Source organism: Variovorax sp. MHTC-1, from assembly GCF_003984645.1.
GTDB lineage: Bacteria > Pseudomonadota > Gammaproteobacteria > Burkholderiales > Burkholderiaceae_C > Variovorax.
Genome location: NZ_RWKI01000001.1, coordinates 89,732 through 116,259, shown reverse-complemented (window position 1 = coordinate 116,259; position 26,528 = coordinate 89,732). Strand labels below are relative to the sequence as shown.

The following is a 26,528-nucleotide window of genomic DNA, read 5'->3' as shown; positions in this document are numbered from 1 at the left end:
CCCATCATGAGCAACACCACCGCCCCCCAAAACATCGCCCAGGCCATCGTCGCGACGCATGCGCCGCGCTTCGGCGAGACGGCCCGGGCGCCCGCGTCCTTCTCGTCCGAAGACGCCGTCTATCGCGGCGCCAAGACAGCGTGCGCCGCGCTCGGCTTCATCGAGGTCGATGCCGAGTGCCTGGCGCGCGCCTGGCGCGCGCAAACGCAGCGCACGGGCAGCTTCGATGCGCATGCCTGGCCCGAGTTGCCGGCCGACTTCGGCATGCTGCCCTTTCCACCCGCGGAGCGCCGCAATGCCTTCCCTCCCTGCCCGCAGAAGCTGGGCCTCTACGCGGTGCTGCCCGACGCCGCCTGGGTCGGCCGCATGGCGCGCGCCGGCGTGCCGACGGTGCAGCTGCGCTTCAAGTCCGACGACGCGGAAGCCGTCGCGCGCGAAGTGCACGCGGCCGTCGAAGCGGTGCGCGGCACCGGCGCCCTGCTCTTCGTCAACGACCACTGGCGCGCCGCCATCGAGGCCAAGGCGTACGGCCTGCACCTGGGCCAGGAAGACCTGGACGCGCTGACGCCGCAGGAGCTGCAGACGATCCGCGCCTCCGGTGTGCGCCTGGGCGTCAGCACCCATGGCTACGCAGAGATGCTGCGCGCCGATGCCGTGAGCCCGAGCTACATCGCGATGGGCGCGGTGTACCCGACCACCCTGAAGCAGATGGCGACCGCGCCGCAGGGCGTGGCGCGGCTCGGCGCCTATGCGCGGCTGCTGCGCGGCTATCCGCAGGTAGGTATCGGCGGCATCGACGAAGCGCGCCTGTCCGAGGTGCTGGCCACCGGCGTCGGTTCGGTGGCGGTGGTGCGTGCCTTGGTGGCCGATCCGGCGCCCGAGGCCGCGGCGGCCCGGCTGATGGCTGCCGTCGAGGCCGGCACGCATCCATGAATTGCGAATCGCGATTCGTGTGATCTGGCCCGGCCGGAAGGCCTCAAAAAGCACGCTATAATTTGAGGCTTGTTCCTCGATAGCTCAGTCGGTAGAGCGCCGGACTGTTAATCCGTAGGTCCCTGGTTCGAGCCCAGGTCGAGGAGCCACTACAAGCCGCAAGGCCACTGGAAAGCCCGCTATCCAATCGATAGCGGGCTTTTTCACTTGTTTGGCGCTTATTTGGCAATTGCCAAATATCCAGTGTTTCGGACTACGGCCGCTCGCGCTCGAGCCGCTGCTTCGGCACCAGATCGCGTGATGAAGAAGCCTGCGGCAACGATGGCCGCGGTCCGAAGACAGGCCGGGAAATAACGGCCTGTCGACCTCGGCGGCGAGCAAAGGTGCACCGAGGGATGCCGACACCATTGCGAGGCAGAGCCGGGCAAGCGCCAGACGCTGCAAGACCTTCGCCACGGCGGTGCTCCTGGTGCGTCAAGATGGCAGGGCAACTACTTCTTGCTGCCGGTTGCCTCATGCGCCTGATAGTTGCCAGAGGTCAGATTGTTGTCACACACGAGCACGATGTCGGATCGCTCTCCTTCCACCCCGCCACGGACGCATTCCTTGGGCATCCAGTGCGCCCTGGGAACGTTGAAGAAGAGTCGTACATGCCCAGAGGCCGACAGTCTATACGCGCGGGACCGAAGCGTCGTCGTACGACAAACTCCTGTTGACCGAGATCAGCTTCGCTCTTAGTCCGCCGAAGACGACGAGCAGCAACGGAGGGCGCCTACAAGACTGCCAGCAGCGGGATGCGCCAATTTCCTGCATGGATTCCCGCTTCGCTGTCGTCGAACTGATTCAGGATCTGTCGGCAGCCGAGCGGCGCTGGCAGCCCGACCCCATGGATTGGCTAAAGGAGCACGACAACATGGCAGACGACAAGACGAAGGTGGGCGGTCAAGACCGCCAACGCATCAACCTGAGCGAAGACTACGAGGTCAGGGACTGGGCCAAGTCGCTCGGCATCAACGAGGAGCAGCTGCGCATGGCGGTTGCGGCCGTGGGCGACCAAGTCGACAAGGTTCGCGAGCACCTGAAGAAGAAATGAGGCCGCAATGCCCACCGAGAGGCAAAAGAAATTCGAGGCGGACGGGGACCGGCTGATCGCGTCCCTCAAGACGCGGCGCCCCGCTCCAGCGGAGCGGGCGCCAGCGAGGCCGGCGGCGAAGAACGCGCGGCTGTCGATCGGCGCCGGGGACGCAACGCCGAGGCATTGCGCATCAAGGACTTTAGGATAATCCGGAGATCCCGTTCGGCCCCTTCGCCTAGCGCTGTCGGTGCGGACTCGCTCGCGCGTGATCGCATTCGGCTGCGCCGTTCTCCACAGGTCTTCGTGTGCAGTGCGTTTCGGCCGAACGGCGAGTGCGTATTCAGCAACTACTTTGCTGTGAACGGAGATCGCGATGAAGCTGTATGAATATGCGTTCACCCGCTCGATCCGCGCGCGCTGGACGTTGCAGGAGCTCGGCGTCGACTTCGAAGCGATCAGCGTGAACGTGTTCGCCGGCGAGGCACTTCGCCCCGAGTTTCTGAAGCTCAATCCAGCCGCCAAGCTCCCGGTGCTGGTCGACGGCGATTTCGTGCTGACCGAGTCGGCCGCGATCGTGCTGTATCTCGCCGAGAAGTATGGGAAGTTCCTGCCGACGGACGCGCGCGGACGCGCGGAGGTCAACAAGTGGCTGCTGTTCACGGTCACGGAACTGGAGCAGCCGCTGTGGCGCATCGCCAAGAACGAATTCCTCTACCCGGAGGAGCAGCGCCTGGCGGCCGACATCCCCCTGGCAAGCGAGGATTTCCGCAGGATGGCGGACGTCTCGGAGAGGCACATGCAGGAACGCAGGTTCGTCGTCGGCGACAGCGTCACGGTCGCTGACTTCGTGCTCGCGTACACACTCGATTGGGCCAACGAAGTCCAGTTGCTGGATAGATATCCGCAGTTGGCAGGCTACATGGAGCGCATGTACGCGCGTCCGAAGGCACCGAAGCGAATCGCAGAGCTGCGCGCCTCGATTCAGAGCTAGAGCGCGAGCTTGCAGGTCGGGCAGACGCGCGGCGTTCGCTGAGTCAGCAGCGACGCGACGCGCGCCTTGCAGCGACATGTGGCTGTCGGGAGTGCGCAATAAGCAGAAAAAGGGGCAATTCTTCGGCGGATTTGTTTGGCATCTGCAAGCGGGAAGCGAGCATCCATGCGGGCTGGCGACCCGATCGGGTACCCGCTAATCCGAGGTCCCCTGGTTCAAGCCCAGGTCGAGGAGCCACTACAAGCCGCACGGGCACGAAGGCCCTGCTATCAAATCGGTCGCAGGGCCTTTCTCTTTTGCCGCGCAATAGAAGATGGCCGCGCATCGCGAGCGGTCGCTTCCTACAGATCGTGGCGCGTCATGAATCATGCTGGCGCCAATGAAGAACACCAACACCTCATCCGAGCGGCGGAACTTCGCGATGCTTCAGGTGCGCGTGAGCGCTCGTGAAAAAGCGCTGTTCGCAGAGGCCGCAGCGGCCGCCCGCAAATCGATGGCGACATGGGCACGCGAGCACCTGGAAGCAGCCGCGGTTCGAGACTTGCGATCCGAGAGTCGACCCCGCTGATGCTCGAGCGCCGTGGCGGCCGTTACTGCGAATCCGCCAGGCCTACGGGGCCACAGCCGTCGATGAAGCTGAGAAGATCGTCGCAAGCCGGGCCGTACTCGTGCCCATCCACCGCAGCGATCAATTGCAGGCTGCTGGCGCGCACGTGGCCGCTGCTTCCGCGGGTGAATCGGACGCCGATTTCCGGGTCGCGACCATCGTTGCCGCGGTCGGACATGCAGACGACCACCATCTGCCCAACGAGCGACGAGTCGCCGCCGCCCAGCACCAGCGCCAGGTCCCCGCGCCGAAACGGCCGCGGCGCATGCGCCGGCCGGAAAGCGATCGGCTTGTAGGCAGTTTTACGTACTGGCGCGATGTTCGGCAGAGCCATGGTGATACAGATCCTTTGGAGCGATTGCGTGTTGCGATCGGACAGTCACGATGGTGTCTCACTACCGTGTTCAGCGCATTCTTTTGCCCCAAATAAAGGCACACGATGTGCATTCCGTCCTGCCGGCCAGAGGGGGCGAGTTTGAACTGTTCCGTCCGCGCCGGATGTCAGCCGGATTCCCGCACTTGATCGCGGCCACGTCCGGCGCTCGCCGGCACGCGCCGCGCGACACTGGGGCCACATTCAGACTCAGGAGACGCGCAGATGGCAGATGACTTGAGCAATCGCGGCCCGCAGGACCGGTCGCGCGTGAACGTCAACGAGACCCACGAGCTTCGGTACTGGACCAAGGAACTGGGAGTGACCGAGGCCCAGCTCCGGGCGGCCGTCGCCGCTGCAGGCACTTCGGCGCAGGCGGTGCGTAACTATCTCGGGAAGTAGAGGAAAGGTGGAAAATCCGCCGCGCGGAGCGCGCCATGCCAAGGAGTGTCGTGTTCGTCTATCGGGGCTATCACTTTCTCTGCACCGCGGAGAAGGAGAAGCCCGCGCAGTTTCGACCGGTGCTCATCCGCCAGCTGGGATGGCCGAGCGAAAAAACGGTTGTCCTGCTCGGCGACACCGACTTCTGTAGAACCGAGGCGGAAGCGCTGCGACACGCGGAGCAGCAAGCGATGAAATGGGTGGACAGTCGAACGACGATCGAGATGTCGTGACCCGAAAGGAGACACCGTGCCAATGGAACTTCTTCGGCGCATTGCAGACCAGAAGCTGCCCTACACGGTCTACGCACCGGCCGAAATCGACAAGCTGCGCGTGCTGCGCGCCGCCGAACTCGTCAGCGCTTTCATTCCGCCGGCGGAAACGCTGCCCTGCGGCGAGAGCCACAAGCCGGCGCAAGTGCTGGCCATCACCGCCAAGGGGAAGAAAGCCCTGCAGGATCAAGCCGAAGGCATCGTCGATCCTTAGCCCCGCTTGAACGCCGCACCCATCCCTATTTGCCGAAATTAGGGAAGTCACTGATCAATCGGTGCATCCAAGTATCGATAGCGGCGTGGCGAGTACCAATTCCGCAAGCAAGAGTCTCCAGAATCCGGGCACGGCGATCGCCTCGTCGCCGACCACAAGGAGACATACATGAAGCGTTTTCTGAAGGCGGGCCTGGTGCTCGCGCTCGCGGGCGCCGGCCTCGCCCACGCCGCGACCGAACTGGTCATCGCCACCGTGAACAACGGCCACATGATCGAGATGCAGAAGCTCACGCCTGTGTTCGAGAAGGCGTATCCCGAGATCAAGCTCAAATGGGTCACGCTCGAAGAGGGCACGCTGCGCCAGCGCGTCACGACCGACATCGCGACCAAGGGCGGCCAGTTCGACGTCATGACCATCGGCCTCTATGAAGCGCCGATATGGTCGAAGAAGGGTTGGCTTCAACCGATCACCACCGATGCGGCCTACGACGCCGACGACTTGCTGCCGGCCATCCGCGACGGCCTGTCCTACCAGGGGAAGCTCTACGCAGCGCCCTTCTACGGCGAAAGCTCGATGCTCATGTACCGCAAGGATCTGGCCGACAAGGTCGGATTCAAGATGCCGGAGCAGCCGACCTGGACACAGGTCAAGGAGCTGGCGGGCAAGATCCACGACCCGAAGGCCGGCGTCTACGGCATGTGCCTGCGCGGCAAGCCGGGCTGGGGCGACAACATGGCTTTCCTCACGACCCTGGTCAACACCAATGGCGGCCAGTGGTTCGACATGAGCTGGAAGCCGCAGATCGACACCAAGCCGTGGAAGGACGCGATCACCTTCTACGTCGACATCATGAAGGCCTACGGCCCGCCCGGCGCCTCGGCCAACAGCTTCAACGAGAACCTTGCGCTCTTCAACGAAGGCAAGTGCGGCATGTGGGTGGACGCGACCATCGCCGCGTCCTTCATCAGCGACCCGAAGCAGTCGAAGGTGGCCGACAAGGTGGCCTTCGCGCAGGCGCCGGTCGCGGTCACGCCCAAGGGCGCGAACTGGCTGTGGTCGTGGAACCTCGCGATTCCCGCCAGCTCGACCAAGTCCGAAGCGGCGCAGACCTTCGTCAAGTGGGCGACTTCCAAGGATTACGTCAAGCTGGTGGCCAAGGAACACGGCTGGGCTACCGTGCCTACGGGCACGCGCAAGTCGACCTATGCGAATCCCGAGTTCCAGAAGGTGGCCAAGTTCGCCGAGTCCGAGAAGAAAGCCATCGACACGGCCAACCTGACCGACAGCACGCTGCCGAAGTCACCCTATGCCGGCGTGCAGTACGCGGCCATCCCCGAGTTCCAGGCCATCGGCGTGGCGGTGGGCCAGCAGATGAGCGCGGCACTGTCGGGCAAGGTCACGGTCGACCAGGCGCTCAAGACCTCGCAGACGGCGGCCGAACGCGAGATGAAAAAGGGCGGGTACTACAAGTGAACGCCTGAAGGCCGGACGCCCAGCGTCCGGCCTTTGTCGTTGTCACTGGCCGCACCGCCGACATGAACCGATTCCTCCCTCGGGCGCTGATGGCGCCGGCCGTGGTCACGCTCGTTCTCTGGATGATCGTGCCGCTGGTGATGACGATCTACTTCTCGTTCGTCACCTACAACCTGATGCAGCCCGGCGATCGTCCGTTCGCGGGCCTGGACAACTTCCACTACTTCGTCACCGACCCGGACTTCTGGGCCTCCGTTGCGAACACGCTGAACCTGATCGGCAGCGTGATCGTGATCACCGTCGTCTTCGGCGTGTTGCTGGCGCTGCTGGTGAACGAGCCCTTCCCGGGGCGCGGCATCGTGCGCGTGCTGCTGATCTCGCCCTTCTTCGTCATGCCGGCAGTCAATGCGCTGCTGTGGAAGCACATGATGATGAATCCCATCTACGGCGTGCTGGCCGACGTGTGGCGCGCCTTCGGCGCCGAGCCCATCGACTGGATGACCGACGTGCCGCTGCTGTCGGTGATCATCATGGTGGCCTGGCAGTGGCTGCCTTTCGCCTGCCTGATCTTCATCACCTCGCTGCAGTCGCTCGACCGCGAGCAGATGGAAGCGGCCCGCATGGACGGCGCCGGCGCGTTCCAGCGCTTGTACTACCTGATCCTGCCCCACCTGGCCCGGCCGATGGCGGTGGTGATCATGATCGAGATGATCTTCCTGCTCTCGATCTTCGCCGAGATCGCCATCACGACCAACGGCGGCCCCGGCAACGAGAGCACCAACCTCACCTACCTGATCTTCAAGCAGTCGCTGATGAATTTCGACGTCGGCGTGGCTTCGGCGGGTGCGCTTTTCGCCGTGGTGCTGGCCAACATCGTGGCGGCCTTCCTGATCCGCGTCATCGGCAAGAGCCTCGACTGAGGGCACAGCATGCAACCCACTCTTCTGTTCACTTCGTTGCGCGCCACCGGCGCGTGGGTGGTCACGCTGCTGCTGTTCTTCCCGCTGGGCTGGCTGGTGCTGACCGCATTCAAGACCGAGCTGCAAGCCATTGCCGTGCCGCCGCTTTTCGTGTTCGAGCCCACGCTCGGCAACTTCGAAGAGGTGCAGCGGCGCAGCGACTACGTGCTGTTCGCGCGCAACTCGCTGATCACCAGCCTCGGCTCCACCATCCTTGGCCTCCTGATCGCCGCGCCGGCCGCCTACTCGATGGCCTTCTTCCGCACCAAGCGGACGCGTGACATCCTGATGTGGATGCTGTCGACCAAGATGATGCCGGCCGTGGGCGCGCTGGTGCCGATCTACGTGATCGCGCAGACCGCCGGCCTGCTGGATTCGCTGACGGCGCTCACGATCGTCTTCACGCTGTCCAACCTGCCGATCATGGTCTGGATGCTGTACAGCAGCTACAAGGACATCCCGCACGAGATCCTCGAGGCCGCACGCATGGACGGCGCCAACCTCTGGACCGAGTTCCGCCACGTCGTGCTGCCGCTCTCGGTCGGCGGCCTCGCCTCCACCGGACTGCTGTGCCTGGTGCTGAGCTGGAACGAAGCCTTCTGGGCCCTCAACCTCAGTTCCGCCAAGGCCGGCACGCTCGCCGTCCTCATCGCTTCCTATTCGAGCCCCGAAGGCCTCTTCTGGGCCAAGCTCTCGGCCGCCTCGCTGATGGCCATCGCACCGATCGTGGTCTTCGGCTGGTTCAGCCAGAAGCAGCTCGTCCAAGGCTTGACCTTCGGCGCCGTGAAATGAGACCACCCCCAGGCTGCGCGCACTGCGTGTCGCTTCGCCAACTCCCTTCGAGGGGGCGTCGCCTGCGGCCCGGCAAAGCCGGATCCGCAGCGGCCCCTGCCTCGCCGGCGCGCAACGACGCGATCGAATGAAAGCCAAGTCACAGGAGATATTCGCATGGCCTACCTCCAGCTCGACAACATCCAGAAAAGCTTCGGCGACGCCCACATCATCAAGGGCGTGAACCTGGAAATCGATAAGGGCGAGTTCATCGTCTTCGTCGGCCCGTCCGGCTGCGGCAAGTCGACGCTGCTGCGACTGATCGCCGGGCTCGAGCCGATCACCAGCGGCCAGCTCATGCTCGACGGCAAGGACATCACGCACATACCCTCGGGCAAGCGCGACCTGGCGATGGTGTTCCAGAGCTACGCGCTCTATCCGCACATGAGCGTGTACGACAACATGTCCTTCGCGCTCAAGCTCGCGAACGTGGCCAAGGACGTCATCAAGACCAAGGTCGACCACGCAGCCAGGACGCTCAACCTTACGCAGTACCTTACGCGCACGCCGAAGGAGCTCTCCGGAGGCCAGCGGCAGCGGGTGGCGATCGGGCGCGCCATCGTGCGTGCGCCCAAGGTGTTCCTATTCGACGAGCCGCTCTCCAACCTCGATGCGGCGTTGCGCGGCAACACGCGCGTCGAGATCCACAAGCTGCACCGCGCGCTGGGCGCCACCAGTATCTACGTCACCCACGACCAGGTCGAGGCCATGACGCTGGCCGACCGCGTGGTGGTGCTGCGCGACGGCCTGATCGAACAGGTCGGCACGCCGATGGAGCTCTACGACCGCCCGGCCAACCAGTTCGTGGCGCAGTTCATCGGCATGCCTTCGATGAACATGGTGGATGCGCGCGCGATCCCGAGCTTCTCGGCTCAGACAGGCGGGCGGCTGCCGGGCGACGGCTTCCTCGGCGTGCGGCCGGAGGGCCTGCGCGTGCACCGAGACCACGGCGCCGGTGCGCCGGGCAAGGTCGAGCTGATCGAGGCCCTCGGCGCCGATACGCTGATCCACGTCGAGGTCGGCGGCGTGCCGCTGGTCGCGCGGCAGAACGAGCGCACGCAGCTGCAGGCCGGCGACGCGGTGAGCGTCGAGCTCGATCCCTCGGTGCTGCATTTCTTCAACCGTGAAGGCCGCACCGTTGCCGCCTGAGCTCCATCTCGCCATGCCATCTTCCACTCCGTCCGAACTCGTGGTGCTGCACCTCGGGCTCGGCTCCTTCCATCGGGCGCACCAGGCGGTCTACCTGCAGCAGCTGATCGACACAGGCGACACGCGCTGGTCCATCGCCGGGGCCAACCTGCGGCCCGACATGGCCGAGCCGCTCGCCGCCCTGCGCGCGCAGAACGGGCGCTACACGCTGGAGACGGTGTCGCCCGCGGGCGAGTACCGCTACCGGCGCATCGAGTCGATCCGCGAGGTGTTGGACTACGAACCGGCACTCGGCACGGTGATCGCGCGCGGCGCCGATGCGCGCACGCGCGTGATCTCCTTCACCGTGACCGAAGCCGGCTACCACCTCGATCCACAGAACCGGCTCGATCTCACGTCCACCGAACTCGCCGAAGACCTCGCACGCGCCAAGCGCGGCGAAGCCGGCAGCACAATCTACGGCGCGATCTGCGCGATCCTGCTTGCGCGCCGCGCGGCCGATGCGGGGCCGGTGACGCTGCTCAACTGCGACAACCTGCGCCACAACGGCGAGCGCTTTCGCAAGGGGCTGCTGGAATTCATCGAGCAGGCCGGCGAACAGGATCTGCTCGGCTGGGTGCGCGAGCACACCACCTGCCCCAACGCGATGGTCGACCGCATCACGCCACGGCCACCGCCCGAGCTGCGCGAACGCGTGCGCGCAGCGACCGGCTGGGACGATGCCGCGCCGGTCATGGGCGAGAGCTTCATCCAGTGGGTGATCGAGAACGACTTCGCGAACGGGCGGCCCGACTGGGAACGCGTCGGCGTGCAGCTGGTCGATTCGGTATTGCCGTACGAGGAGGCAAAGATCCGCATCCTCAACGCGAGCCACAGCTGCATCGCCTGGGCCGGCACGCTGATCGGGCTGGAGTACATCCACGAAGGCACGCAGAACGCCGCGATCCGGCAACTGGCCTACGAGTACGTGACGGACGACGTCATCCCCTGCCTGAACGCACCCGGACGCGCCAGCCCGGTCGACCTGCCTGCCTACCGCGACCTCGTGCTCGAGCGCTTCGGCAACCCGGCCATCCGCGACACCAACCAGCGCGTGGCGATGGACGGCTTCTCGAAGATCCCCGGCTTCATCGCGCCGACGGTGCGCGAGCGCCTGGCACGGGGCGAGAGCATCGTGAGCGTTGCGATGCTGCCGGCCCTGTTCCTGGCTTTTCTGCGGCGCTGGCATCAGGGCACCCTGCCCTACACATACCAGGACCAGGGCATGGACGAAGCCACGGCGCACGCGATCTGCGACGCAGCCGATCCGGTCGCAGCCCTCTGCGCCGATGCCGGCCTCTGGGGCGATATCGCAGGCGACCTGCGCCTCACGCAGGCAGTGCGCGAGGCCGGCGCACGCATCCGAACACTCATCGAAGGAGCAAAGCCATGACGGGCCGTCTCGTACAAACCCACGTGCTGGTGACCGGCGCCGGCGGCGGCATCGGCCTGGCCATCGCCGAGGCCTGCCTGGCCGAGGGCGCACGCTGCACGCTGATCGACCGCTCGCCTTCGCCTTCGGACGGCGTGGCGCTGCTGCAGCGGGCCCATCCGGCGCGCGTGCTCTACCTGCCGGCGGACGTGACCGACACAGACGCGATCACGCATCTCATCGATGCGGCGCAGGCCGCGCACGGGCCGGTGCACACGCTCGTCAACAACGCCGCCGTCTTCGACATGGCGCCGCTGCTGGAGAGCGACGAGGCCTCCTTCGACCACCTGTTCGCGGTCAATGTGAAAGGCATGTTCTTCGTGATGCAGCGCGTGCTGCAGCACATGGTCGATGCCGGAACTGCCGGTGCCTCCGTCATCAACATGGCCTCGCAGGCCGGCCGTCGCGGCGAGGCGCTGGTCTCGCACTACTGCGCGACCAAGGCCGCCGTCATCAGCTATACGCAGAGCGCAGCGCTCGCGATGGCGCCGCACGGCATCCGCGTCAACGCCATCGCGCCCGGCGTGGTCGACACGCCGATGTGGAGCCATGTCGATGCGCTGTTCGCGAAGTACGAGGGGCGCCAGCCCGGCGAGAAGAAACGCCAGGTCGGCCTAGAGGTGCCGCTCGGCCGCATGGGCACGCCGGAGGACATTGCCGGCGCCGCCGTCTTCCTGGCCAGCGACGAGGCGCGCTACATCACCGCGCAGACGCTCAATGTCGACGGTGGTAATGTCATGAGCTGACGAGGACACGGTCATGACATCGGTGCGCCAACGCCACCTGCCCCGCCACCGGGAACCCGAGCTCGAGCGCGACATCACGCGCTCGCCCTCGCTCGGCTACGAGGCGCCCGAAGAGACCGGCCTGGTGCGCTGCCTGGCGCACGGCTTCCCGAGCCCGCTGGTGCGCTGGCACTTCCACGAAGAATACGAGCTGCACCTCATCACTGAGACCTCGGGCAAGGCCTTCATCGGCGACTGGATCGGGCCCTTCGAGCCCGGCCATCTGGTGCTGTGCGGGCCGCGGCTGCCGCACAACTGGATCTCGCTCGATGTGCCGGCGGCCGGCGCGGCCGGGCGCGACCGCGTGATCCAGTTCCGCCACGACCCGATCGAGCGCGCGGCCGCGGAGATTCCGGAGCTGCGCGAGGTGCTCCAGTTGCTCGAACGCGCCCGCCACGGCATCGAATTCTTCGGCTTCGCGGAACGCGCTCTGGCGCACTGGGATGCGGTCAAGGCGGCGCGCGGCCTGCGCCGCTTCGCCCTCTTCTGCAACTACCTGGCCGACCTCGCGCAGTGCACCGACTACCGCCTGCTTTCCAACGTCCAGATGCAGGGCGTGGAAGGCGATGCCGAGGTCGATCAGATCAATGTCATCGTCAACCGCATCACCGCCAATCTGGCCGAGCCGATCGTGATGGCCGACATTGCCACCGAGCTCGGCATGAGCGAAAGCCGCTTCAGCCGCTTCTTCAAGCGCTCGACCGGCAACAGCTTCACGGATTTCGTGAACCGCGTGCGAATCAACAGCGCCTGCCACCTGCTGATGCAGACCGACCACTACGTGACCGACATCTGCTACCAGGTCGGCTTCAACAACGTCGCCAACTTCAACCGCCGCTTCCTGGAGATCAAGGGCATGACGCCGACCGAATTCCGGCGCCAGAGCGACCACCGCTTCGGCGGCGGCAGCTGAGGATCCGCGCTTGTACCTCGGACTCGATCTCGGCACCTCCGAGCTGAAGGCGCTGCTCTTGGCCGACGATCACCGCATCGTCGCGCTGGCCAGGGCCCCGCTCAGCGTCAGCCGGCCGGCGCCGCTGTGGTCGGAGCAATCGCCTTCGCAATGGTGGGAAGCGCTGGAAGCCGTCATGACCGAGCTGCAGCGCCATCACGGCGCGGCACTTTCGGCGGTGCGTGCGATCGGCCTCTCGGGCCAGATGCACGGCGCGGTGGCGATGGATGCGCAAGGCCGCGTGCTGCGTCCCGCCATCCTCTGGAACGACGGCCGCAGCGCCGCCCAGTGCGACGCATTGGCGGCGCGCGTGCCGTGCCTTGCCGCCATCGCCGGCAACCTCGCCATGCCGGGCTTCACCGCCCCCAAGCTTCTGTGGATGCGCGAGCACGAGCCGGCACTCTTCGCGCGCATCGCCTGCGTGCTTCTCCCCAAGGATTGGCTGCGCTTCGGCTTGAGCGGCGAGCGCGCGAGCGACATGTCGGACGCCTCCGGCACGCTCTGGCTGGACGTGGCCGCGCGCGACTGGTCCGACGAACTGCTCGCGGCCTGCGGCCTCACGCGCGCACAGATGCCGCGGCTGGTGGAAGGCAGCGCCGCCGCGGGGCGGCTCCGGCCCGAGCTCGCGCAACGCTGGGGGCTGAAGGCCGGCGTCCCGATTGCGGGCGGCGGCGGCGACAACGCGGCCAGCGCCGTCGGCATGGGCCTGGTCGATGCCGGCCAGGGCTTCGTCTCGCTCGGCACCTCGGGCGTGATCTTCGTCTGCGGCGAGCGCTTCGAGCCGCGGCCCGAGGCCGCCGTCCATGCCTTCTGCCATGCGCTGCCCGGGCGTTGGCACCAGATGTCGGTGATGCTCTCGGCCTCCAGCGCCATCAGCTGGGCCGCGCGCAGCTTCGGCTTGGGCAACGAGGCGGCGCTGCTCGCAGCGGCGGCCACGCTCGACGCCGAAGCGCGCCGCCGCGCGCCGCTGTTCCTGCCATACCTCTCCGGCGAACGCTCGCCGCACAACGACGCGGATGCGCAAGGCGTGCTCTTCGGCCTGACCCACGCGCATGGGCCCGCCGACGTCGCCTATGCAGTAGCGGAAGGCGTGAGCTTCGGCTTGCGCGACGGCTTGGACACGCTGACACCGCCGGGCGGCGATCTGGTGCTGGTCGGCGGCGGTGCGCGCAGTGCCTGGTGGGCCCAGCTGCTGGCCGACATCCTCGATCGGCCCCTCGCGATATGCGAAGGCAGCGAAGCCGGCGGCGCGCTCGGCGCGGCGCGGCTCGCTTGGCTGGCGGACGGCGGCACCCAAACAAAGGTGTGCCTGCGGCCGGCCGTGCGACAGCGTTTCGAGCCGGCGCGAGCGGAGACCCATGTCCATGGCGCGCGCCATGCACGCTTCAAAGCGCTGTACGCGGGCCTGCGCGCCTGCTTCGCCGACGACCGATCGACGCCAGAGAATGGATGACTTGTTCGGGCGCGGCTTCCGACCTATGCCGCCTGGACAGGCCAGGATGCGACCTTCGGCGGATTGGCCGATTGCGCCGCGGCAGCTACCTTCGAGGCCATGCCATCACTGCTCAAGTTCGCAGCCCGATGCCGCGCGCCCTTTGCGGCGTCCGGCGGCAACGGGCGCCCATCGAAGCCCTGCAGCGCACTCGCGCAGCCCCTGCTGGTCTTGCGCGGCGTCTCGCAGCAGGGAACGGTCCGCGCCCATGCGGCCAAGGTGATCGCGATCACCGCACTGCATTTCGGCACCCAGCTTCGATAGCGGAATTCGCTGCGTCGTCCTGCGTGGCTTACAGCATCGAGTGACCGGTGGTGAGCATGCAGGAATCCGCGCCTTCCTTCGATACGGAGGCTGCAGACGGCTGCGGAACCCCATCCCCGAGGCCCACCGGCGCCATGGGCCTGCCGAAGGGCGCAAGCCCTTGCAGCACGCGCAGTGCCGAGGCACCCTGGATGAGCGCCTCCGAATAGTCCGGCAGACCCTGGGTCGAGGAATCGACCGGCCGATAGACCAGGCACTCCTCGGAGTCCGCCTGCACTGCCTCCATCAGAACCCAATGAAATTCAAGGGGCTCGAGTTCGAGAACAGTCAGAGCGAGATCGCGCAGCGCCATAGGGAAACCTCTTATCCAGCTTGTTTGGGCGAATTGTTACAGCCGGTTAATGATCCCACAAAGGCACTTTTGCACGATGTGTCCTCCATGTGGCGAGCCTTCGCCAACGCTGCAGCGGCCGCTGTGACTTCTATCAGCCGATACGCACCGGCACGAAGATTCGATCGCCGTCGCGCTGGATGAGCAGCGCGATCGACTTGTCGGCCTTGCCCACCACCTCGCGCACCTGCTCGATGCTCTTCGCCGGCGTGCCGTTGATGGCCAGCAGCACGTCGCCCGCCTGCACGCCGGCGAGCGCCGCCGGGCCGCCTGCGTCCTCGATCAGCAGGCCGCTCTCGACCGCGGCCTCGCGCTTCTCCTGCGGCTGCAGCGGCCTGAGCGCGAGACCGAGCTTGCCGCCGCCGGCGCGCTCGTCGTTCTTCGCCACCGCGTTCGCCTTCTCGCTCGCATCTCCCAGCTTTGCGCTGAGTTCCTGGCGCGCACCCTGGCGCCAGACATCGAGGGTGATCTTGGTGCCGGGCTTCTTCTGGCCGATCAAAGCCGGCAGGTCACCCGAAGACACGATGGGTTCGCCGTCGACCTTGCGGATCACGTCGCCGGAGCGCAGACCGGCCTGGTCGGCCGGCCCGCCCTTTTCGACGTTCGACACCAGCGCGCCCTCGGGCTTGTCGAGCTTGAAGGAGTCGGCGAAGGTCTGGTTCACCTCCTGCACCGCGACGCCCAGCCGCGCATGGCTGGCGCGGCCGGTGGCGACGATCTGGTCCTTCACCTGAATGGCGACGTCGATCGGGATTGCGAAGGACACGCCCTGGTAGCCGCCGCTGCGGCTGTAGATCTGCGAGTTGATGCCCACCACCTCGCCGCGCGTGTTGATCAGCGGCCCGCCGGAGTTGCCGGGGTTGATGGCCACGTCGGTCTGGATGAAAGGCACGTAGCTGTCGTCGGGCAGCGAGCGGCCCTTGGCGCTCACCACGCCGGCCGTTACGGTGTTCTCGAAGCCGAAGGGCGAGCCGATCGCCAGCACCCATTCACCCGGCTTCAGTTCCTTGGTGTTGCCCAGCGACAGGGTCGGCAGGTTCTTCGCATCGATCTTGAGCACCGCGATGTCGGTCTTCTCGTCGGAGCCCAGCACCTTGGCGCGGAACTCTCGGCGATCGGTCAGCTTGACCGTCACTTCCTTCGCGTCCTTCACCACGTGGGCGTTGGTCAGGATGATGCCGTCGGCGCTCACGATGAAGCCCGAGCCCTGTCCACGCACCGGCATCTCGCGCTGCAGCGGCTGCTTGCCGCGTGGTCCCATCTGGCCCTGGAAGCGGCGGAAGAATTCGAACATCGGATCGTCGGGATCCATGCCGGGGATGCCGGCCACACCCTCCATCGAAGTCTTCATCGTGCCGGTCACGCTGATGTTGACCACGGCGGGACCGTTGCGCGTGGTGATGGCCGAGAAGTCGGGCATGGTGACCATCGGCGCCGCAACGGCGGGCGTCGGCGAGCCCACGGCATTGGCGCTGGTGTAGGCGCCGGCGCCGACGGCGCCGATCACGCCTGCGGCCGACAGGGCGAGGACAAGCGCGCGGGGCGAGTTCAGACGGACATTCATTGAAGTTCCTTTCGAGGTGTCGGTTGGAAACACGATGAAAGGAATGTCGCTCCGTTCGCTTAGGCCCGCCTTAAACAGTTCTTGGAAAGCGCACGCTCACGCGCAGCCCGCCCAGCCCGGCGGAGCGATCGATGGCCAGCGTGGCGCCGTGCAGGTCGGCAATCGACTTCACGATCGCCAGCCCGAGGCCGCTGCCCGGCGCCTGCGGCTCGCCCGAACGATAGAAGCGGTCGAGCACGCGCGCGCGCTCCTCGGCCGGCAGGCCCGGGCCGCTGTCTTCCACGCTGAGTTCCGTTCCTTCGGCCGAGGCCGCGATGCCGACGTCGACGCGGCCGCCCTCGGGCGTGTACTTCACGGCGTTGTCGAGCAGGTTGCGCAGCAGCGTGCGCAAGGCCTCGGCCTGGCCGCGTACCTCGGCGGCATCCGCGCGCGCCATGCCGATGTCGATGCGGCGCGCCTGTGCGGCGGCAATGGCATCGGAGATCGCGAGCCGCGCGATCTCCCGCAGGTTCACCGGCTCCGCTCCGGCACCCGCGGCGGCGCTGGCTTCGTGCCGCGCCAGCGCGAGCATCTGTTCGACCAGCCGCGTCGCCCGGTCGATGCCGGCTGCCAGCCGGGCGGTGGCGAGTTCGCGCACGGCGTCGTCGGGCGCGCGCTGCAGGCTCTGGACCTGGAGCTTCAAAGCCGCGAGCGGCGAGCGCAGCTCGTGCGCCGCATCGGCCACGAAGTGCTTCTGCGCCTCGAAGGCGCGGCGCACCCGGTCGAACAACAGGTTGAGTTCGTGCACCAGCGGGCGCACTTCTTCGGGCAGGCCGCTTTCGCTGACCGGCGACAGGTCATCGGCCTGGCGCGAGGCGACCTGGCCGCGCACGCGCGCCACCGGCGCCAGCGAGCGGCTCACCACCCACCACACTACCAGCATCAGCAGGGGCGCCGCCAGTGCGATCGGCCCGACGGTGCGCAGCGCGAGCGTGCCGGCCATGGTGCGGCGCGCCGCCATGTCCTGCGCCACCTGGATCACCAGCCCGGCGCTCTGGATCGAGAACACCCGGTAGGTCGTGCCGCGCGCCTGCACGTTCGAGAAACCCAGCACAGCGCGCTGCGGCAGTGCAGCCCGCGCGGCCGACTCGAAGATGCGCACGCCGTCAGCCGTCCATATCTGCACGACGAACTCGAAGTTCTCCTCGCCACTGCCGAGTCCACCCACCGCCGCGCTGGGCGGCAGGCCAGCGCGCAGCGAGAACGCCATCTGCTGCATGTGGTAGTCGAAGATCTGATCGGCCTCCTTGAGCACCGTGCGGTAGGCGACGAAGGCCTGGGTGCCGGCCGCGAGCACGATGGCAGCCAGCAGGAACCACAGAAGACGCGCGCGTAAGGACTTCATGGCCCCCACGCTCGGCACTGCGTGTCCTGGCTGCCTCCCGACGGGGCGCGCGCTTGCTTGGGGCGACCCTGCGCTGCGCGCATCATTCCTTCGGCACCATGTAGCCGACCCCCCGCACGTTGCGAATGAGGTCTGCACCGAGCTTCTTTCGCAGTCCGTGCACATAGACCTCGACCGCGTTGCTGCTGATCTCGTCCTTCCAGCCGTAGAGCTTTTCTTCGAGCTGCGCGCGCGAGAGCACCATGCCGGGCCGTGCGATCAGCGGTTCGAGCACCGCCCACTCGCGCGCCGACAGCACCACCGGCTGGCCGCCCACCGCCACCTCGCGCGTCGACGGATTGATGCTCACGCCCAGGTGCTCGTAGACCGGCTCGGCCCGCCCCGACGCGCGGCGCAGCAAGGCGCGGATGCGCGCCAGCAGTTCGTCGAGATCGTAGGGCTTCAGCACGTAGTCGTCGGCGCCGGCGTCCAGCCCCTCGATGCGCTGCTGCACCGAATCGCGCGCGGTGGCGATCAACACCGGCATGCGCTGCTTGCGGGCGCGCAGCGCGCGCAGCACCTCGAGCCCGTCGCGGCGCGGCACGCCAAGGTCGAGCAGCACGAGGTCGTACTGCTGCATGCGCAGCGCGGTCTCGGCAGCGTCGCCGTCCTTGACCCAGTCGACCGCGTAGTTCTCGGCGCGCAGCAGGTCGAGCACGGTCTCGCCGATCATCACGTCGTCTTCGAGCAGCAGCAGTCGCATCGTTTCGTTCATCCGCTGAAAGGCGGTTCGAGATCGTAGCGTCGGCGAAGTTCAAGCGCGTTCACAGAAGCGCCCTGACCTCGCGCGCCGCTTCGAACAACAGCGGCAGCATGTCGCGGCGCAGCGCCTCTTCGGAGTGGCGCATGCCCGACAGCACGACGTTGAGCGCCGCCACCGTGTGGCCTTGCATGTCGCGCAGCGGCACGGCCAGCGCCTGCACGCCGAGCTCGTGCTCCTCGCTGGCAAAGCAGAAATCGTCCTTGCGCGCCTGGGCGATGCGCTGCCGCAGCACGCGCGCCTGGGTGATGGTGTGCGGCGTGAGGCGCGGCAGGCTGCGGCCCTTGAGCCACTGCGTGAGCTGCGCCGCGCTCATGCCGGCGAGCAGCACGCGGCCGGTCGATGTCGCATGGGCCGGCAGGCGCGCACCGAGGTGCAAGCCGTAGGCCAGCACGCGGGTCGGCGTGCCATAACTGCCGCTGCGCGCGATGATGACCACCTCCTCGCCGTCGAGCACCACGGCCGAAAACGACTCCTGCGTCTGCGCCGCGAGCCGGTTGAGCGTGGGCTGCAGCGCGCGCGGCAGCCGGGACGACGCGAGGTAGCTGCCCGAGAAGCGCAGCACCTTCGGCGCCATCCAGAAATAGCTGCCGTCGGTTTCGAGGTAGCCGAGGTGGGCGAGCGTCAGCAGGTGGCGCCGCGCGGCGGCGCGCGTCAGCCCGGCGCGCTCGGCGGCCAGCGTGGCGTTGAGGCGCTGGCGCTCGGTGTCGAAGCTTTCGAGCACGGCCATGCCCTTGGCGATGCCCTCGATGAAGTCGGGTTTGGCGATAGTCATGGCGCGAAGTGTTGCGCGATGATCGCGCAAGCCGCTTCATCATCGCACAGACGATGGCACTGCGGCGATCCGGGGAGATCGCATCGTCCTACGCTTGGGGCCAAGCAATCAGGAGACACGCATGCGCACACAGGTCGCCATCATCGGCGCGGGCCCGGCCGGCCTCTTGCTCGGCCAGCTGCTCTACAAGGCCGGCATCGACAACATCATCATCGAGCGCCAGACCGGCGACTATGTGCTGGGCCGCATCCGTGCCGGCGTGCTGGAGCAGATCACCATGGACCTGCTCGCGCGCGCCGGCGTCGACGCGCGCGCCAAGGCCGAAGGCCTGCCGCACGAAGGCATCGAGCTGCTGTTCAAGGGCGCGCGCCATCGCATCGACATGCATGGCCTGACCGGCGGCAAGCATGTCACCGTCTACGGCCAGACCGAGGTGACCCACGACCTGATGAATGCGCGGGCGGCGGAAGGGCTGCAGACCATCTACAGCGCGTCACAGGTCAGCCTGCACGACTTCGATTCGTCGAAACCGCGCGTGCGCTACCAGAAGGACGGTGCCACGCACGAGATCGAGTGCGACTTCATCGCCGGCTGCGACGGCTACCACGGCGTGAGCCGCGCCAGCGTCCCGGACCAGGCGATCCATACCTACGAAAAGATCTATCCCTTCGGCTGGCTCGGCGTGCTGGCCGACGTGCCGCCGGTGTCGCACGAACTGATCTACGCCAATACGCAGCGCGGCTTCGCGTTGTGCAGCATGCGCAGCGCCACCCGCAGCCGCTACTACGTGCAGGTGCCGACCGAGGAGCGCGTGGAGAATTGGAGCGACGAGGCGTTCTGGAACGAGCTGCGCCGGCGCCTCGACCCGGTGGCGCGCGAGCGGCTCGTGACCGGCCCATCGCTCGAAAAGAGCATCGCGCCGCTGCGCAGCTTCGTCGCCGAGCCGATGCGCTTCGGCAGCCTGTTCCTGGCCGGCGACGCGGCCCACATCGTGCCGCCCACCGGCGCCAAGGGACTTAACCTGGCGACGGCCGACGTCGGCTACCTGTCGCGCGCCTTCGAGATCTTCTACCGCGAGCGCAGCGGCTCGGCGCTCGACCGCTACTCCGACCTGTGCCTGCGCCGGGTCTGGAAGGCCGAGCGCTTCTCCTGGTGGTTCACCTCGCTGATGCACCGCTTCCCGGAAACCGGCGAGTTCGGCCAGAAGATCCAGGAAGCCGAACTCGACTACCTGGTGCACTCGCGCGCCGCCTCGACCTCGCTGGCGGAGAACTACGTGGGGCTGCCGCTCGAGGAGTTCTGAAGCGCGTCAGGGCCCCGGCTGCATGAGCGCCCACATGCGCGCCGGCGAAAGCGGCATGTCCAGGCGAGGCGCGAGTCCGGCCATGCCGGCGCGCGCCAGCGCATCTGCCACGGCGTTGACGACTGCCGGCGTGGCGCCGATGGTGCCGAGCTCGCCCACGCCTTTCACGCCCAGCGGGTTGTTGAGGCAGGGTGTGCTCTGGTCCATCTCGGTCTTGAACATCGAGGCGATGATGTCGGCGCGCGGTGCGGCGTAGTCCATCAGGCTGCCGGTCAGCGGCTGGCCGGTTTCGACGTCGTACACCACGCGCTCGCACAGCGCCTGGCCGATGCCTTGTACCGCCCCGCCTTCGAGCTGGCCGCGCACGATCATCGGATTGACCACGCGGCCGACGTCGTTGACCGAAGCGTAGGCCAGCACGCTCACGTCGCCCGTGGGCGGATCGAGCTCGACCTCGCAGATGTGGCAGCCGTTGGGCCAGGTCGGTCCGGCAACGGCGCTGGTGGAGTCGACGAAGATCTGCCGATCCGGCTGCCGTCCGGCCAGGGTGAAGAGGTCGAGCTGCAGATCGGTGCCGGCAACCTTGAAGACGCCGGCCGCGTACGCCACGTCCGCGGGCGCCACTTCGAGTTCCTGCGCCGCGAGCTCCCTCGCCTTGTCGATGGTGCGCTCCGCGCCCACGTGAACGGCCGAGCCGCCGGTGAAGAGCGAGCGCGAGCCGGCGCTGCCGAAGCCGTCGCCGCGGTCGGTGTCGCCAAGCACGATGCGCACTTTCTCGATCGGCACGCCGAAGGCATCGACCGCCAGCTGCGCCAGGGTGGTCGCGATGCCCTGCCCCATCGCATTGACGGCGGAGAACACCTCGATGATGCCGTCGGCCTGTACCGAGACGGTCACGCGCTCCTCGAACACGTTGCCGCCGGTCCATTCGAGGAACGTGGCGATGCCGAGCCCGCGCAGCTTGCCCTGCCGCATCGATTCGGCAGCTCGCGCGTCGAAGCCTTGCCAGTCGGCCAGCTGCAGGGCCTGGTCCATCACCGACTCGAACTTGCCGGTGTCGTAGGTCTGCTGCATCGGGTTCGTATAGGGCATCTGCGCCGGCTGGATGAAGTTGCGCCGGCGCAGCTCGATGCGGTCGATGCCGGTCTGCCGCGCGGCCTCGTCCATCAGCCGCTCGATGGTGTAGATCGCTTCCGGCCGCCCGGCGCCGCGGTAGGCGCCCGTCGGCGCGGTGTGGGTCAGCACCGCTTGGAAATGGAAGTCGATGGTCTGGATGTCATACACGCTGGTCTGCACCCAGGGGCCGATCAGGAGCTGGATCGCCACGGCGGTGACGCCGGCGTACGCGCCTATGTTGGCCAGGGTTTTGATGCGCAGCGCAAGAATCTTGCCCTTGGCATCGAGCGCCAGTTCGGCATGCGCCTCGATGTCGCGGCCATGCCGGCTGGAGAGGAATTCCTCGCTGCGATCGGCCACCCACTTCACCGGCCGGCCGAGCGCGCGCGAAGCAAAGGCCACCACGATGTCCTCCGGATAGGCACCGGTCTTCATGCCGAAGCCGCCGCCAACGTCGCCCACCAGGACGCGCACCTGGTTGTTGGGCAGGCCGAGGGCATCGCACACAGAATCGCGCACGCCGGAAGGCATCTGGGTGGCCATGCGCAGGGTGATGCGGCCCGAGGCAGCATCGAAATCGGCCAGCACCGAGCGCGGTTCGATGGTGAGCGCGGCCACGCGCTGGTTGACCACGTCGAGCGCCACCACATGGCTGGCCTTGGCGAAGGCGGCGCTGGCCGCGTCACTGCTGCCGTGGCGCATTTCGGCGGCGATGTTGCCGGTGGCCTCGTCCCAGACCAGGGGCGCGCCGTCCGCGGTGGCACCGGAGAGGTCCACCACCATCGGCCGCTCTTCGTAGTCGACCAGCACCGCTTCGGCCGCATCGCGCGCCTCCCGGGCTGTTTCGGCAATCACCGCAGCGACCGGCTCACCGACGAAGCGCACCGCGTCGATCGCCAACATGTGCCGCGGCGGCGATGCGCAGTCGCTGCCGTCGGCACGCTTGAATCCTTCGGCGCCCGGCAGAGGCTTGACGCCCGCGGCGCGCAGCTCGGCACCCGTGAAGATGCGCAGCACGCCGGGCATGGCGGCAGCCGATGCGGTATCGACCGACGCCAATCGAGCATGCGGATACGGGGAACGTACGAAGGCCAGAAAGGTCTGATTCGGTAGCGTGACGTCGTCGGTGAAGCGGCCGGCGCCGGTCAGCAGGCTCTCGTCCTCGAGTCGTCGAACGGCTTGGCCGCTGCCGAAGCGCATGGGATTGGTTTCTGTACTCACCGTGGTCCTTTTTGCTTTGAGCGATGGCTGAATGCGGGACGACTATAGGGGCTTCAGGCAAATTCGGCTTGCGACGACAGCGCCTCTTCAGAAGCCGTGTATACCTTCGATCATGCAACTGCCCTGGCTTGCTCCCGGAGACCCGCTGCCCGATGCCGCTTCGGCCTGGGGCGAATCCGACCCCGTGCCCGGTCTTCTGGCTGCGGGGGGCGGGCTCGATGTCGCCAGCCTCCTTCAGGCCTACGCCAACGGCATCTTCCCTTGGTTCAGCGAGGGCCAGCCGATCCTCTGGTGGAGCCCCGATCCGCGGATGGTGCTCGAAACCGCCTGCTTCAGGCTGCACCGTTCGCTGCGCAAGACGCTGGAGCGTTTCCGTACTACCCCGGGCTGCGAGATCCGCATCGACCACCGTTTCGAGACGGTGATCGATGCCTGCTCGCAGGCGCCGCGCGTCGGCCAGACCGGCACCTGGATCCTGCCCGAGATGGTGCGCGCCTACGCGGCCCTGCACCGCGCCGGCCATGCGCACAGCGTCGAAACCTGGATCGACGGTGAACTCGCCGGCGGGCTCTACTGCGTGGCGATCGGCCGCGCGGTGTTCGGCGAATCGATGTTCGCACGCCGCCCCGACGCTTCCAAGATCGCGCTGGCGGCGCTGGTCGCGTTCTGCCGGCGGCACCGCATCGCGATGATCGATTGCCAGCAGAACACGGGTCATCTGGCCCGCCTCGGCGCGCGCGAAGTGCCGCGCGAACGCTTTCTGTCGCATGTGGCCGACGCACGCCTGCAAGCAGGCCCGGCGTGGCGTTTCGAGCCCGTATACTGGTCCGAACTCCTGCCTGCGCGACCTTCCTTCACGACGTGACGCACCTCAAGGATCTCCCGCTCCACACGCTGCAGTTCTACGCGACAGCGCCCTATCCGTGCAGCTACCTGCCGGACAGGCAGGCGCGCTCGCAGGTCGCGACGCCGAGCCACCTGATCCACAACGACGCGTACTCGGACCTGGTGCTTGCCGGCTTCCGGCGCAGCGGGATGTTCACCTACAGGCCGCATTGCGACGGCTGCAGCGCTTGCATACCGTTGCGCGTGCTGGCAAGCGAATTCAAGCCCAATCGCAGCCAGCGCCGTGCCTTGGCACGCCATGCCGACCTGCAAGCCCGCGTGCTCAAGCTTTGCTTCGTGCCCGAGCACTACCAGCTCTATCTCCGCTACCAGAACGGCCGCCATGCCGGCGGCGGCATGGATCACGACAGCATCGACCAATACACCCAGTTCCTGCTGCAAAGCAGGGTCAACTCGCGGCTGGTGGAGTTTCGCGAAATCCGGCCGGACGGCAGCGCGGGCGCCTTGAAGATGGTGTCGATCCTCGACGTGCTGAATGACGGGATCTCCGCGGTCTACACCTTCTACGAGCCGGAGGCGGGCGCGGGCTACGGCAACTACAGCGTGCTGTGGCAGATCGAGCAGGCCCGCAAGCTGGGCCTCGCCCACGTCTATCTCGGCTATTGGATCGAGGGAAGCGCCAAGATGAACTACAAGGCGCGTTTTGCCCCTCATGAAGTGCTGATCGACGGTCGCTGGCAGGCGCCGACCCATTTCACCAAGTAAAATGGCGGCCGGTCCAAACCGCGTTGCCCATGAGAAAACACCAATCAGACGTTCCGTCCGTGCCCGTCATCCAAGTGATCGAGCGCATGTTCGCGCTGATCGACGTCTTGGCATCGCGGGAAGAAGCCATCTCACTGAAAGAAATCAGCGAGAAGACGGGCTTGCACCCGTCCACCACCCATCGCATCCTGAACGATCTGGCCGTCGGCCGCTTCGTCGACCGGCCGGAGGCCGGCAGTTACCGGCTAGGCATGCGTCTGCTGGAGCTCGGTAACCTCGTCAAGGGTCGGCTCAACGTGCGCGACGCCGCGATGGCGCCGATGCGCGAGCTGCACAAGCTCACGCAGCAGCCGGTGAACCTCAGCATGCGGCAAGGCGATGAGATCGTCTATATCGAGCGCGCCTACAGCGAGCGCTCCGGCATGCAGGTGGTGCGCGCCATCGGAGGCCGGGCGCCACTGCACCTGACTTCCACCGGCAAGCTGTTCCTCGCCCTCGACGAACCGCAGCGCGTTCGCAGCTACGCCACGCGAACCGGCTTGGCCGGCCACACGCGCAACAGCATCACGCAGCTGCCGGCGCTGGAGCGCGAGCTTTCCAAGGCGCGCCAGTACGGCATCGCCCGCGACAATGAGGAGCTCGAGCTCGGCGTGCGCTGCATGGCCGCCGGCATCTACGACGATCAAGGAAAGCTGGTTGCGGGATTGTCGATCTCGGCACCGGCAGACCGGCTCGACGACGGGTGGCTGCCGAAGCTGCAGGCAACCGCCAACGAAATCTCGAGCGCGCTAGGCCACAACGCGAACACGCCCGCTGCAGCCTGATTCATCAGGCCGGCAGGCTCATCCCGCGACGTTCGTTGCGACGGCCTGCGGCTGCGCAGCCGGATTCGCCATGTTGTGGGTGGCTTCCACCCAGCGGCGCACACGCTCGGCATCACCGATGCGGCTGAGCCTGCCGGCCGAATCGAGGAACACCATGATCAGCTTGCGACCGGCGATCTTGGTCTGCATCACCAGGCATTGGCCGGCTTCCGAGATGTAGCCGGTCTTCTGCACGCCGATGTCCCAGTCCGGGTTCTTGACCAGGCGGTTCGTGGTGTTGTACTGCAGCACCCGGCTGCCGACTTCGACCTGGTACTCGGGAGAAGTGGAGAGCTGACGCACCGTGGCGTCGGCATAGGCGGCATTGACCAGCAGGGCCAGGTCCTGCGCGCTCGACTGATTGCGGCTCGAGAGCCCGGTGGGCTCGACGTAGCGCGTGTCCGTCATGCCGAGCATCTTGGCCTTGGCGTTCATGACGCTCACGAAGGTGGCCAGGCCGCCCGGATAGGTGCGTCCGAGCGCATGTGCCGCGCGGTTCTCGCTCGACATCAACGCCAGGTGCAGAAGTTCGCCGCGCGAAAGCGTGGTGCCGACCGTCAGTCGCGAGCGGCTTCCCTTTTCGGTGTCGACATCGTCCTGGCTGATGGTGATCAGTTCCTCGGAAGGAAGGCGCGCCTCGCTGATGATCAGCCCCGTCATGAGCTTGGTCAGCGAAGCGATGGGCAGCACGGCGTGGTCGTTCTTGCTGAAGAGCACCTCGCGCGTGTCCTGGTCGATGACCAGAGCCACGCTGGATCTCAGGTCGAGCGCATCTTCGGTGCTGTGCAGGCCGGCCAGCTGGCCGAAAGACTGCCGGGCCGGCGCTTCGGTCACGCGCACCACCGAACGCCGCTGCACCGCAACCACCGTCTTGCCGCCCCGCTTGCGAATCGAAGCCACCACGTTGCGCCCGCCGCTCACGACCCGGTCGGCCTTGCTGTCATCCTTCACGCTGCGCTTGGATGCCGACTTGCCGCTGCTGCGCTTGCTGTCGGCACTCACCTGCTGGACCTTCTTGCCTGCCGGCGCCTTCTTGGCTGCCTCTGCTGCGGGCAGCAAAAACGCCGTGGCGCAGAGCGCGACGGCGAACAGGCGGAATGCGAGAAGGAACCGCTGGCTGGAAACTCGGCAGGAACGGGCTTCGGGCATCAAAAACTCTCCAGCGGGACGAATAGGAACCGCAGTGTATCCAAATCAAAAAAGGCACGCAATATCA

General features: G+C 66.9%; 28 protein-coding genes and 1 tRNA gene. 21 read left to right on the top strand and 8 right to left on the bottom strand.

What is annotated here, in order from left to right:
* The first annotated feature begins 6 nt into the window (after positions 1 to 6).
* The 5 genes from EJI01_RS00565 to EJI01_RS28585 all read left to right on the top strand — a co-directional run bounded on the left by EJI01_RS00565 (position 7) and on the right by EJI01_RS28585 (position 3,567).
* Entirely contained in the window at positions 7 to 933 is a 927-nt protein-coding gene (locus EJI01_RS00565) for a thiamine phosphate synthase (RefSeq protein ID WP_126835167.1), read from the top strand.
* Positions 934 to 1,006: 73 nt separating this feature from the next.
* Positions 1,007 to 1,082, top strand: a tRNA-Asn gene (locus EJI01_RS00560).
* 563 nt (positions 1,083 to 1,645) lie between these two features.
* Entirely contained in the window at positions 1,646 to 2,026 is a 381-nt protein-coding gene (locus EJI01_RS29635) for a DUF3606 domain-containing protein (protein ID WP_409513920.1), read from the top strand.
* A gap of 355 nt (positions 2,027 to 2,381) precedes the next feature.
* Positions 2,382 to 2,999: a glutathione S-transferase family protein gene (locus EJI01_RS00550; RefSeq protein ID WP_126835166.1), complete on the top strand. Its 618-nt coding sequence runs from the start codon at positions 2,382 to 2,384 to the stop codon at positions 2,997 to 2,999.
* A gap of 379 nt (positions 3,000 to 3,378) precedes the next feature.
* Entirely contained in the window at positions 3,379 to 3,567 is a 189-nt protein-coding gene (locus tag EJI01_RS28585; protein WP_185878773.1) for a hypothetical protein, read from the top strand.
* A gap of 22 nt (positions 3,568 to 3,589) precedes the next feature.
* On the opposite strand, the gene EJI01_RS00540 is transcribed toward EJI01_RS28585, so the two are convergent.
* The gene (locus EJI01_RS00540; RefSeq protein ID WP_126835165.1) at positions 3,590 to 3,940 is read right to left on the bottom strand and encodes a hypothetical protein; all 351 of its coding nucleotides are present in this window, start codon (positions 3,938 to 3,940) and stop codon (positions 3,590 to 3,592) included.
* A 264-nt stretch (positions 3,941 to 4,204) separates the two neighbouring features.
* Between EJI01_RS00540 and EJI01_RS00535 the strand changes: the two genes are divergently transcribed.
* The 12 genes from EJI01_RS00535 (at position 4,205) to EJI01_RS00475 (ending at position 14,285) form a co-directional block, all read left to right on the top strand.
* Positions 4,205 to 4,381: a DUF3606 domain-containing protein gene (locus EJI01_RS00535; RefSeq protein ID WP_093108804.1), complete on the top strand. Its 177-nt coding sequence runs from the start codon at positions 4,205 to 4,207 to the stop codon at positions 4,379 to 4,381.
* 50 nt (positions 4,382 to 4,431) lie between these two features.
* Positions 4,432 to 4,653 (top strand): hypothetical protein, encoded by a 222-nt coding sequence (locus tag EJI01_RS00530; protein WP_260602255.1) that lies wholly within the window; start codon positions 4,432 to 4,434, stop codon positions 4,651 to 4,653.
* 22 nt (positions 4,654 to 4,675) lie between these two features.
* On the top strand, positions 4,676 to 4,906 hold the full coding sequence (locus tag EJI01_RS00525; RefSeq protein ID WP_260602292.1) for a hypothetical protein: 231 nt from the start codon (positions 4,676 to 4,678) through the stop codon (positions 4,904 to 4,906).
* A 168-nt stretch (positions 4,907 to 5,074) separates the two neighbouring features.
* Entirely contained in the window at positions 5,075 to 6,382 is a 1,308-nt protein-coding gene (locus tag EJI01_RS00520; protein WP_126835162.1) for an ABC transporter substrate-binding protein, read from the top strand.
* A gap of 62 nt (positions 6,383 to 6,444) precedes the next feature.
* Complete coding sequence (locus tag EJI01_RS00515; protein ID WP_126835161.1) at positions 6,445 to 7,302, top strand: carbohydrate ABC transporter permease; 858 nt, start codon at positions 6,445 to 6,447, stop codon at positions 7,300 to 7,302.
* A 9-nt stretch (positions 7,303 to 7,311) separates the two neighbouring features.
* Positions 7,312 to 8,133 (top strand): carbohydrate ABC transporter permease, encoded by an 822-nt coding sequence (locus EJI01_RS00510; RefSeq protein WP_126835160.1) that lies wholly within the window; start codon positions 7,312 to 7,314, stop codon positions 8,131 to 8,133.
* A gap of 156 nt (positions 8,134 to 8,289) precedes the next feature.
* Positions 8,290 to 9,321: an ABC transporter ATP-binding protein gene (locus EJI01_RS00500; protein ID WP_126835159.1), complete on the top strand. Its 1,032-nt coding sequence runs from the start codon at positions 8,290 to 8,292 to the stop codon at positions 9,319 to 9,321.
* 13 nt (positions 9,322 to 9,334) lie between these two features.
* Positions 9,335 to 10,753, top strand: a complete 1,419-nt coding sequence (gene dalD, locus EJI01_RS00495) for a D-arabinitol 4-dehydrogenase (protein ID WP_185878772.1) — start codon at positions 9,335 to 9,337, stop codon at positions 10,751 to 10,753.
* A complete protein-coding gene (locus EJI01_RS00490) occupies positions 10,750 to 11,538 on the top strand; it encodes an L-iditol 2-dehydrogenase (protein WP_126835158.1) in 789 nt (262 codons plus the stop codon). Before dalD ends, EJI01_RS00490 begins: the two co-directional genes overlap by 4 nt.
* 13 nt (positions 11,539 to 11,551) lie before the next feature.
* On the top strand, positions 11,552 to 12,490 hold the full coding sequence (locus EJI01_RS00485) for an AraC family transcriptional regulator (protein ID WP_126835157.1): 939 nt from the start codon (positions 11,552 to 11,554) through the stop codon (positions 12,488 to 12,490).
* Positions 12,491 to 12,500: 10 nt separating this feature from the next.
* Positions 12,501 to 13,982, top strand: coding sequence for a xylulokinase (gene xylB / locus EJI01_RS00480; protein WP_126835156.1), 1,482 nt, complete (start codon positions 12,501 to 12,503; stop codon positions 13,980 to 13,982).
* Positions 13,983 to 14,081: 99 nt separating this feature from the next.
* The gene (locus tag EJI01_RS00475; protein WP_126835155.1) at positions 14,082 to 14,285 is read left to right on the top strand and encodes a hypothetical protein; all 204 of its coding nucleotides are present in this window, start codon (positions 14,082 to 14,084) and stop codon (positions 14,283 to 14,285) included.
* A gap of 28 nt (positions 14,286 to 14,313) precedes the next feature.
* Here the strand turns inward: EJI01_RS00475 and EJI01_RS00470 are convergent, their stop codons facing one another.
* The 5 genes from EJI01_RS00470 to EJI01_RS00450 form a co-directional block, all read right to left on the bottom strand.
* Complete coding sequence (locus tag EJI01_RS00470; protein WP_126835154.1) at positions 14,314 to 14,637, bottom strand: hypothetical protein; 324 nt, start codon at positions 14,635 to 14,637, stop codon at positions 14,314 to 14,316.
* 133 nt (positions 14,638 to 14,770) lie between these two features.
* Positions 14,771 to 16,240: a DegQ family serine endoprotease gene (locus EJI01_RS00465; protein WP_126835153.1), complete on the bottom strand. Its 1,470-nt coding sequence runs from the start codon at positions 16,238 to 16,240 to the stop codon at positions 14,771 to 14,773.
* A 70-nt stretch (positions 16,241 to 16,310) separates the two neighbouring features.
* Complete coding sequence (locus tag EJI01_RS00460; RefSeq protein ID WP_126835152.1) at positions 16,311 to 17,624, bottom strand: ATP-binding protein; 1,314 nt, start codon at positions 17,622 to 17,624, stop codon at positions 16,311 to 16,313.
* An 82-nt stretch (positions 17,625 to 17,706) separates the two neighbouring features.
* Entirely contained in the window at positions 17,707 to 18,366 is a 660-nt protein-coding gene (locus EJI01_RS00455; protein ID WP_126835663.1) for a response regulator, read from the bottom strand.
* A gap of 61 nt (positions 18,367 to 18,427) precedes the next feature.
* Entirely contained in the window at positions 18,428 to 19,198 is a 771-nt protein-coding gene (locus tag EJI01_RS00450) for an IclR family transcriptional regulator C-terminal domain-containing protein (protein ID WP_126835151.1), read from the bottom strand.
* Positions 19,199 to 19,319: 121 nt separating this feature from the next.
* On the opposite strand from EJI01_RS00450, the gene pobA reads away from it, so the two are divergent.
* Positions 19,320 to 20,501, top strand: coding sequence for a 4-hydroxybenzoate 3-monooxygenase (gene pobA / locus EJI01_RS00445; protein WP_126835150.1), 1,182 nt, complete (start codon positions 19,320 to 19,322; stop codon positions 20,499 to 20,501).
* Positions 20,502 to 20,507: 6 nt separating this feature from the next.
* On the opposite strand, the gene EJI01_RS00440 is transcribed toward pobA, so the two are convergent.
* Positions 20,508 to 22,838: a xanthine dehydrogenase family protein molybdopterin-binding subunit gene (locus tag EJI01_RS00440; protein ID WP_126835149.1), complete on the bottom strand. Its 2,331-nt coding sequence runs from the start codon at positions 22,836 to 22,838 to the stop codon at positions 20,508 to 20,510.
* Positions 22,839 to 22,950: 112 nt separating this feature from the next.
* Here EJI01_RS00440 and aat point away from each other — a divergent pair, with 112 nt between their 5' ends.
* The 3 genes from aat to EJI01_RS00425 are packed head-to-tail and all read left to right on the top strand — an operon-like array spanning position 22,951 to position 25,273.
* Positions 22,951 to 23,703: a leucyl/phenylalanyl-tRNA--protein transferase gene (gene aat / locus EJI01_RS00435; RefSeq protein WP_185878771.1), complete on the top strand. Its 753-nt coding sequence runs from the start codon at positions 22,951 to 22,953 to the stop codon at positions 23,701 to 23,703.
* A complete protein-coding gene (locus EJI01_RS00430; RefSeq protein WP_126835148.1) occupies positions 23,700 to 24,449 on the top strand; it encodes an arginyltransferase in 750 nt (249 codons plus the stop codon). The genes aat and EJI01_RS00430 overlap by 4 nt, the downstream gene beginning before the upstream one ends.
* 29 nt (positions 24,450 to 24,478) lie before the next feature.
* Complete coding sequence (locus tag EJI01_RS00425; RefSeq protein WP_126835147.1) at positions 24,479 to 25,273, top strand: IclR family transcriptional regulator; 795 nt, start codon at positions 24,479 to 24,481, stop codon at positions 25,271 to 25,273.
* 18 nt (positions 25,274 to 25,291) lie between these two features.
* On the opposite strand, the gene EJI01_RS00420 is transcribed toward EJI01_RS00425, so the two are convergent.
* Positions 25,292 to 26,461 carry a serine hydrolase gene (locus tag EJI01_RS00420; RefSeq protein WP_126835146.1) on the bottom strand — a complete coding sequence of 390 codons (1,170 nt, stop codon included), beginning with the start codon at positions 26,459 to 26,461 and terminating at the stop codon, positions 25,292 to 25,294.
* Positions 26,462 to 26,528: the final 67 nt, after the last annotated feature.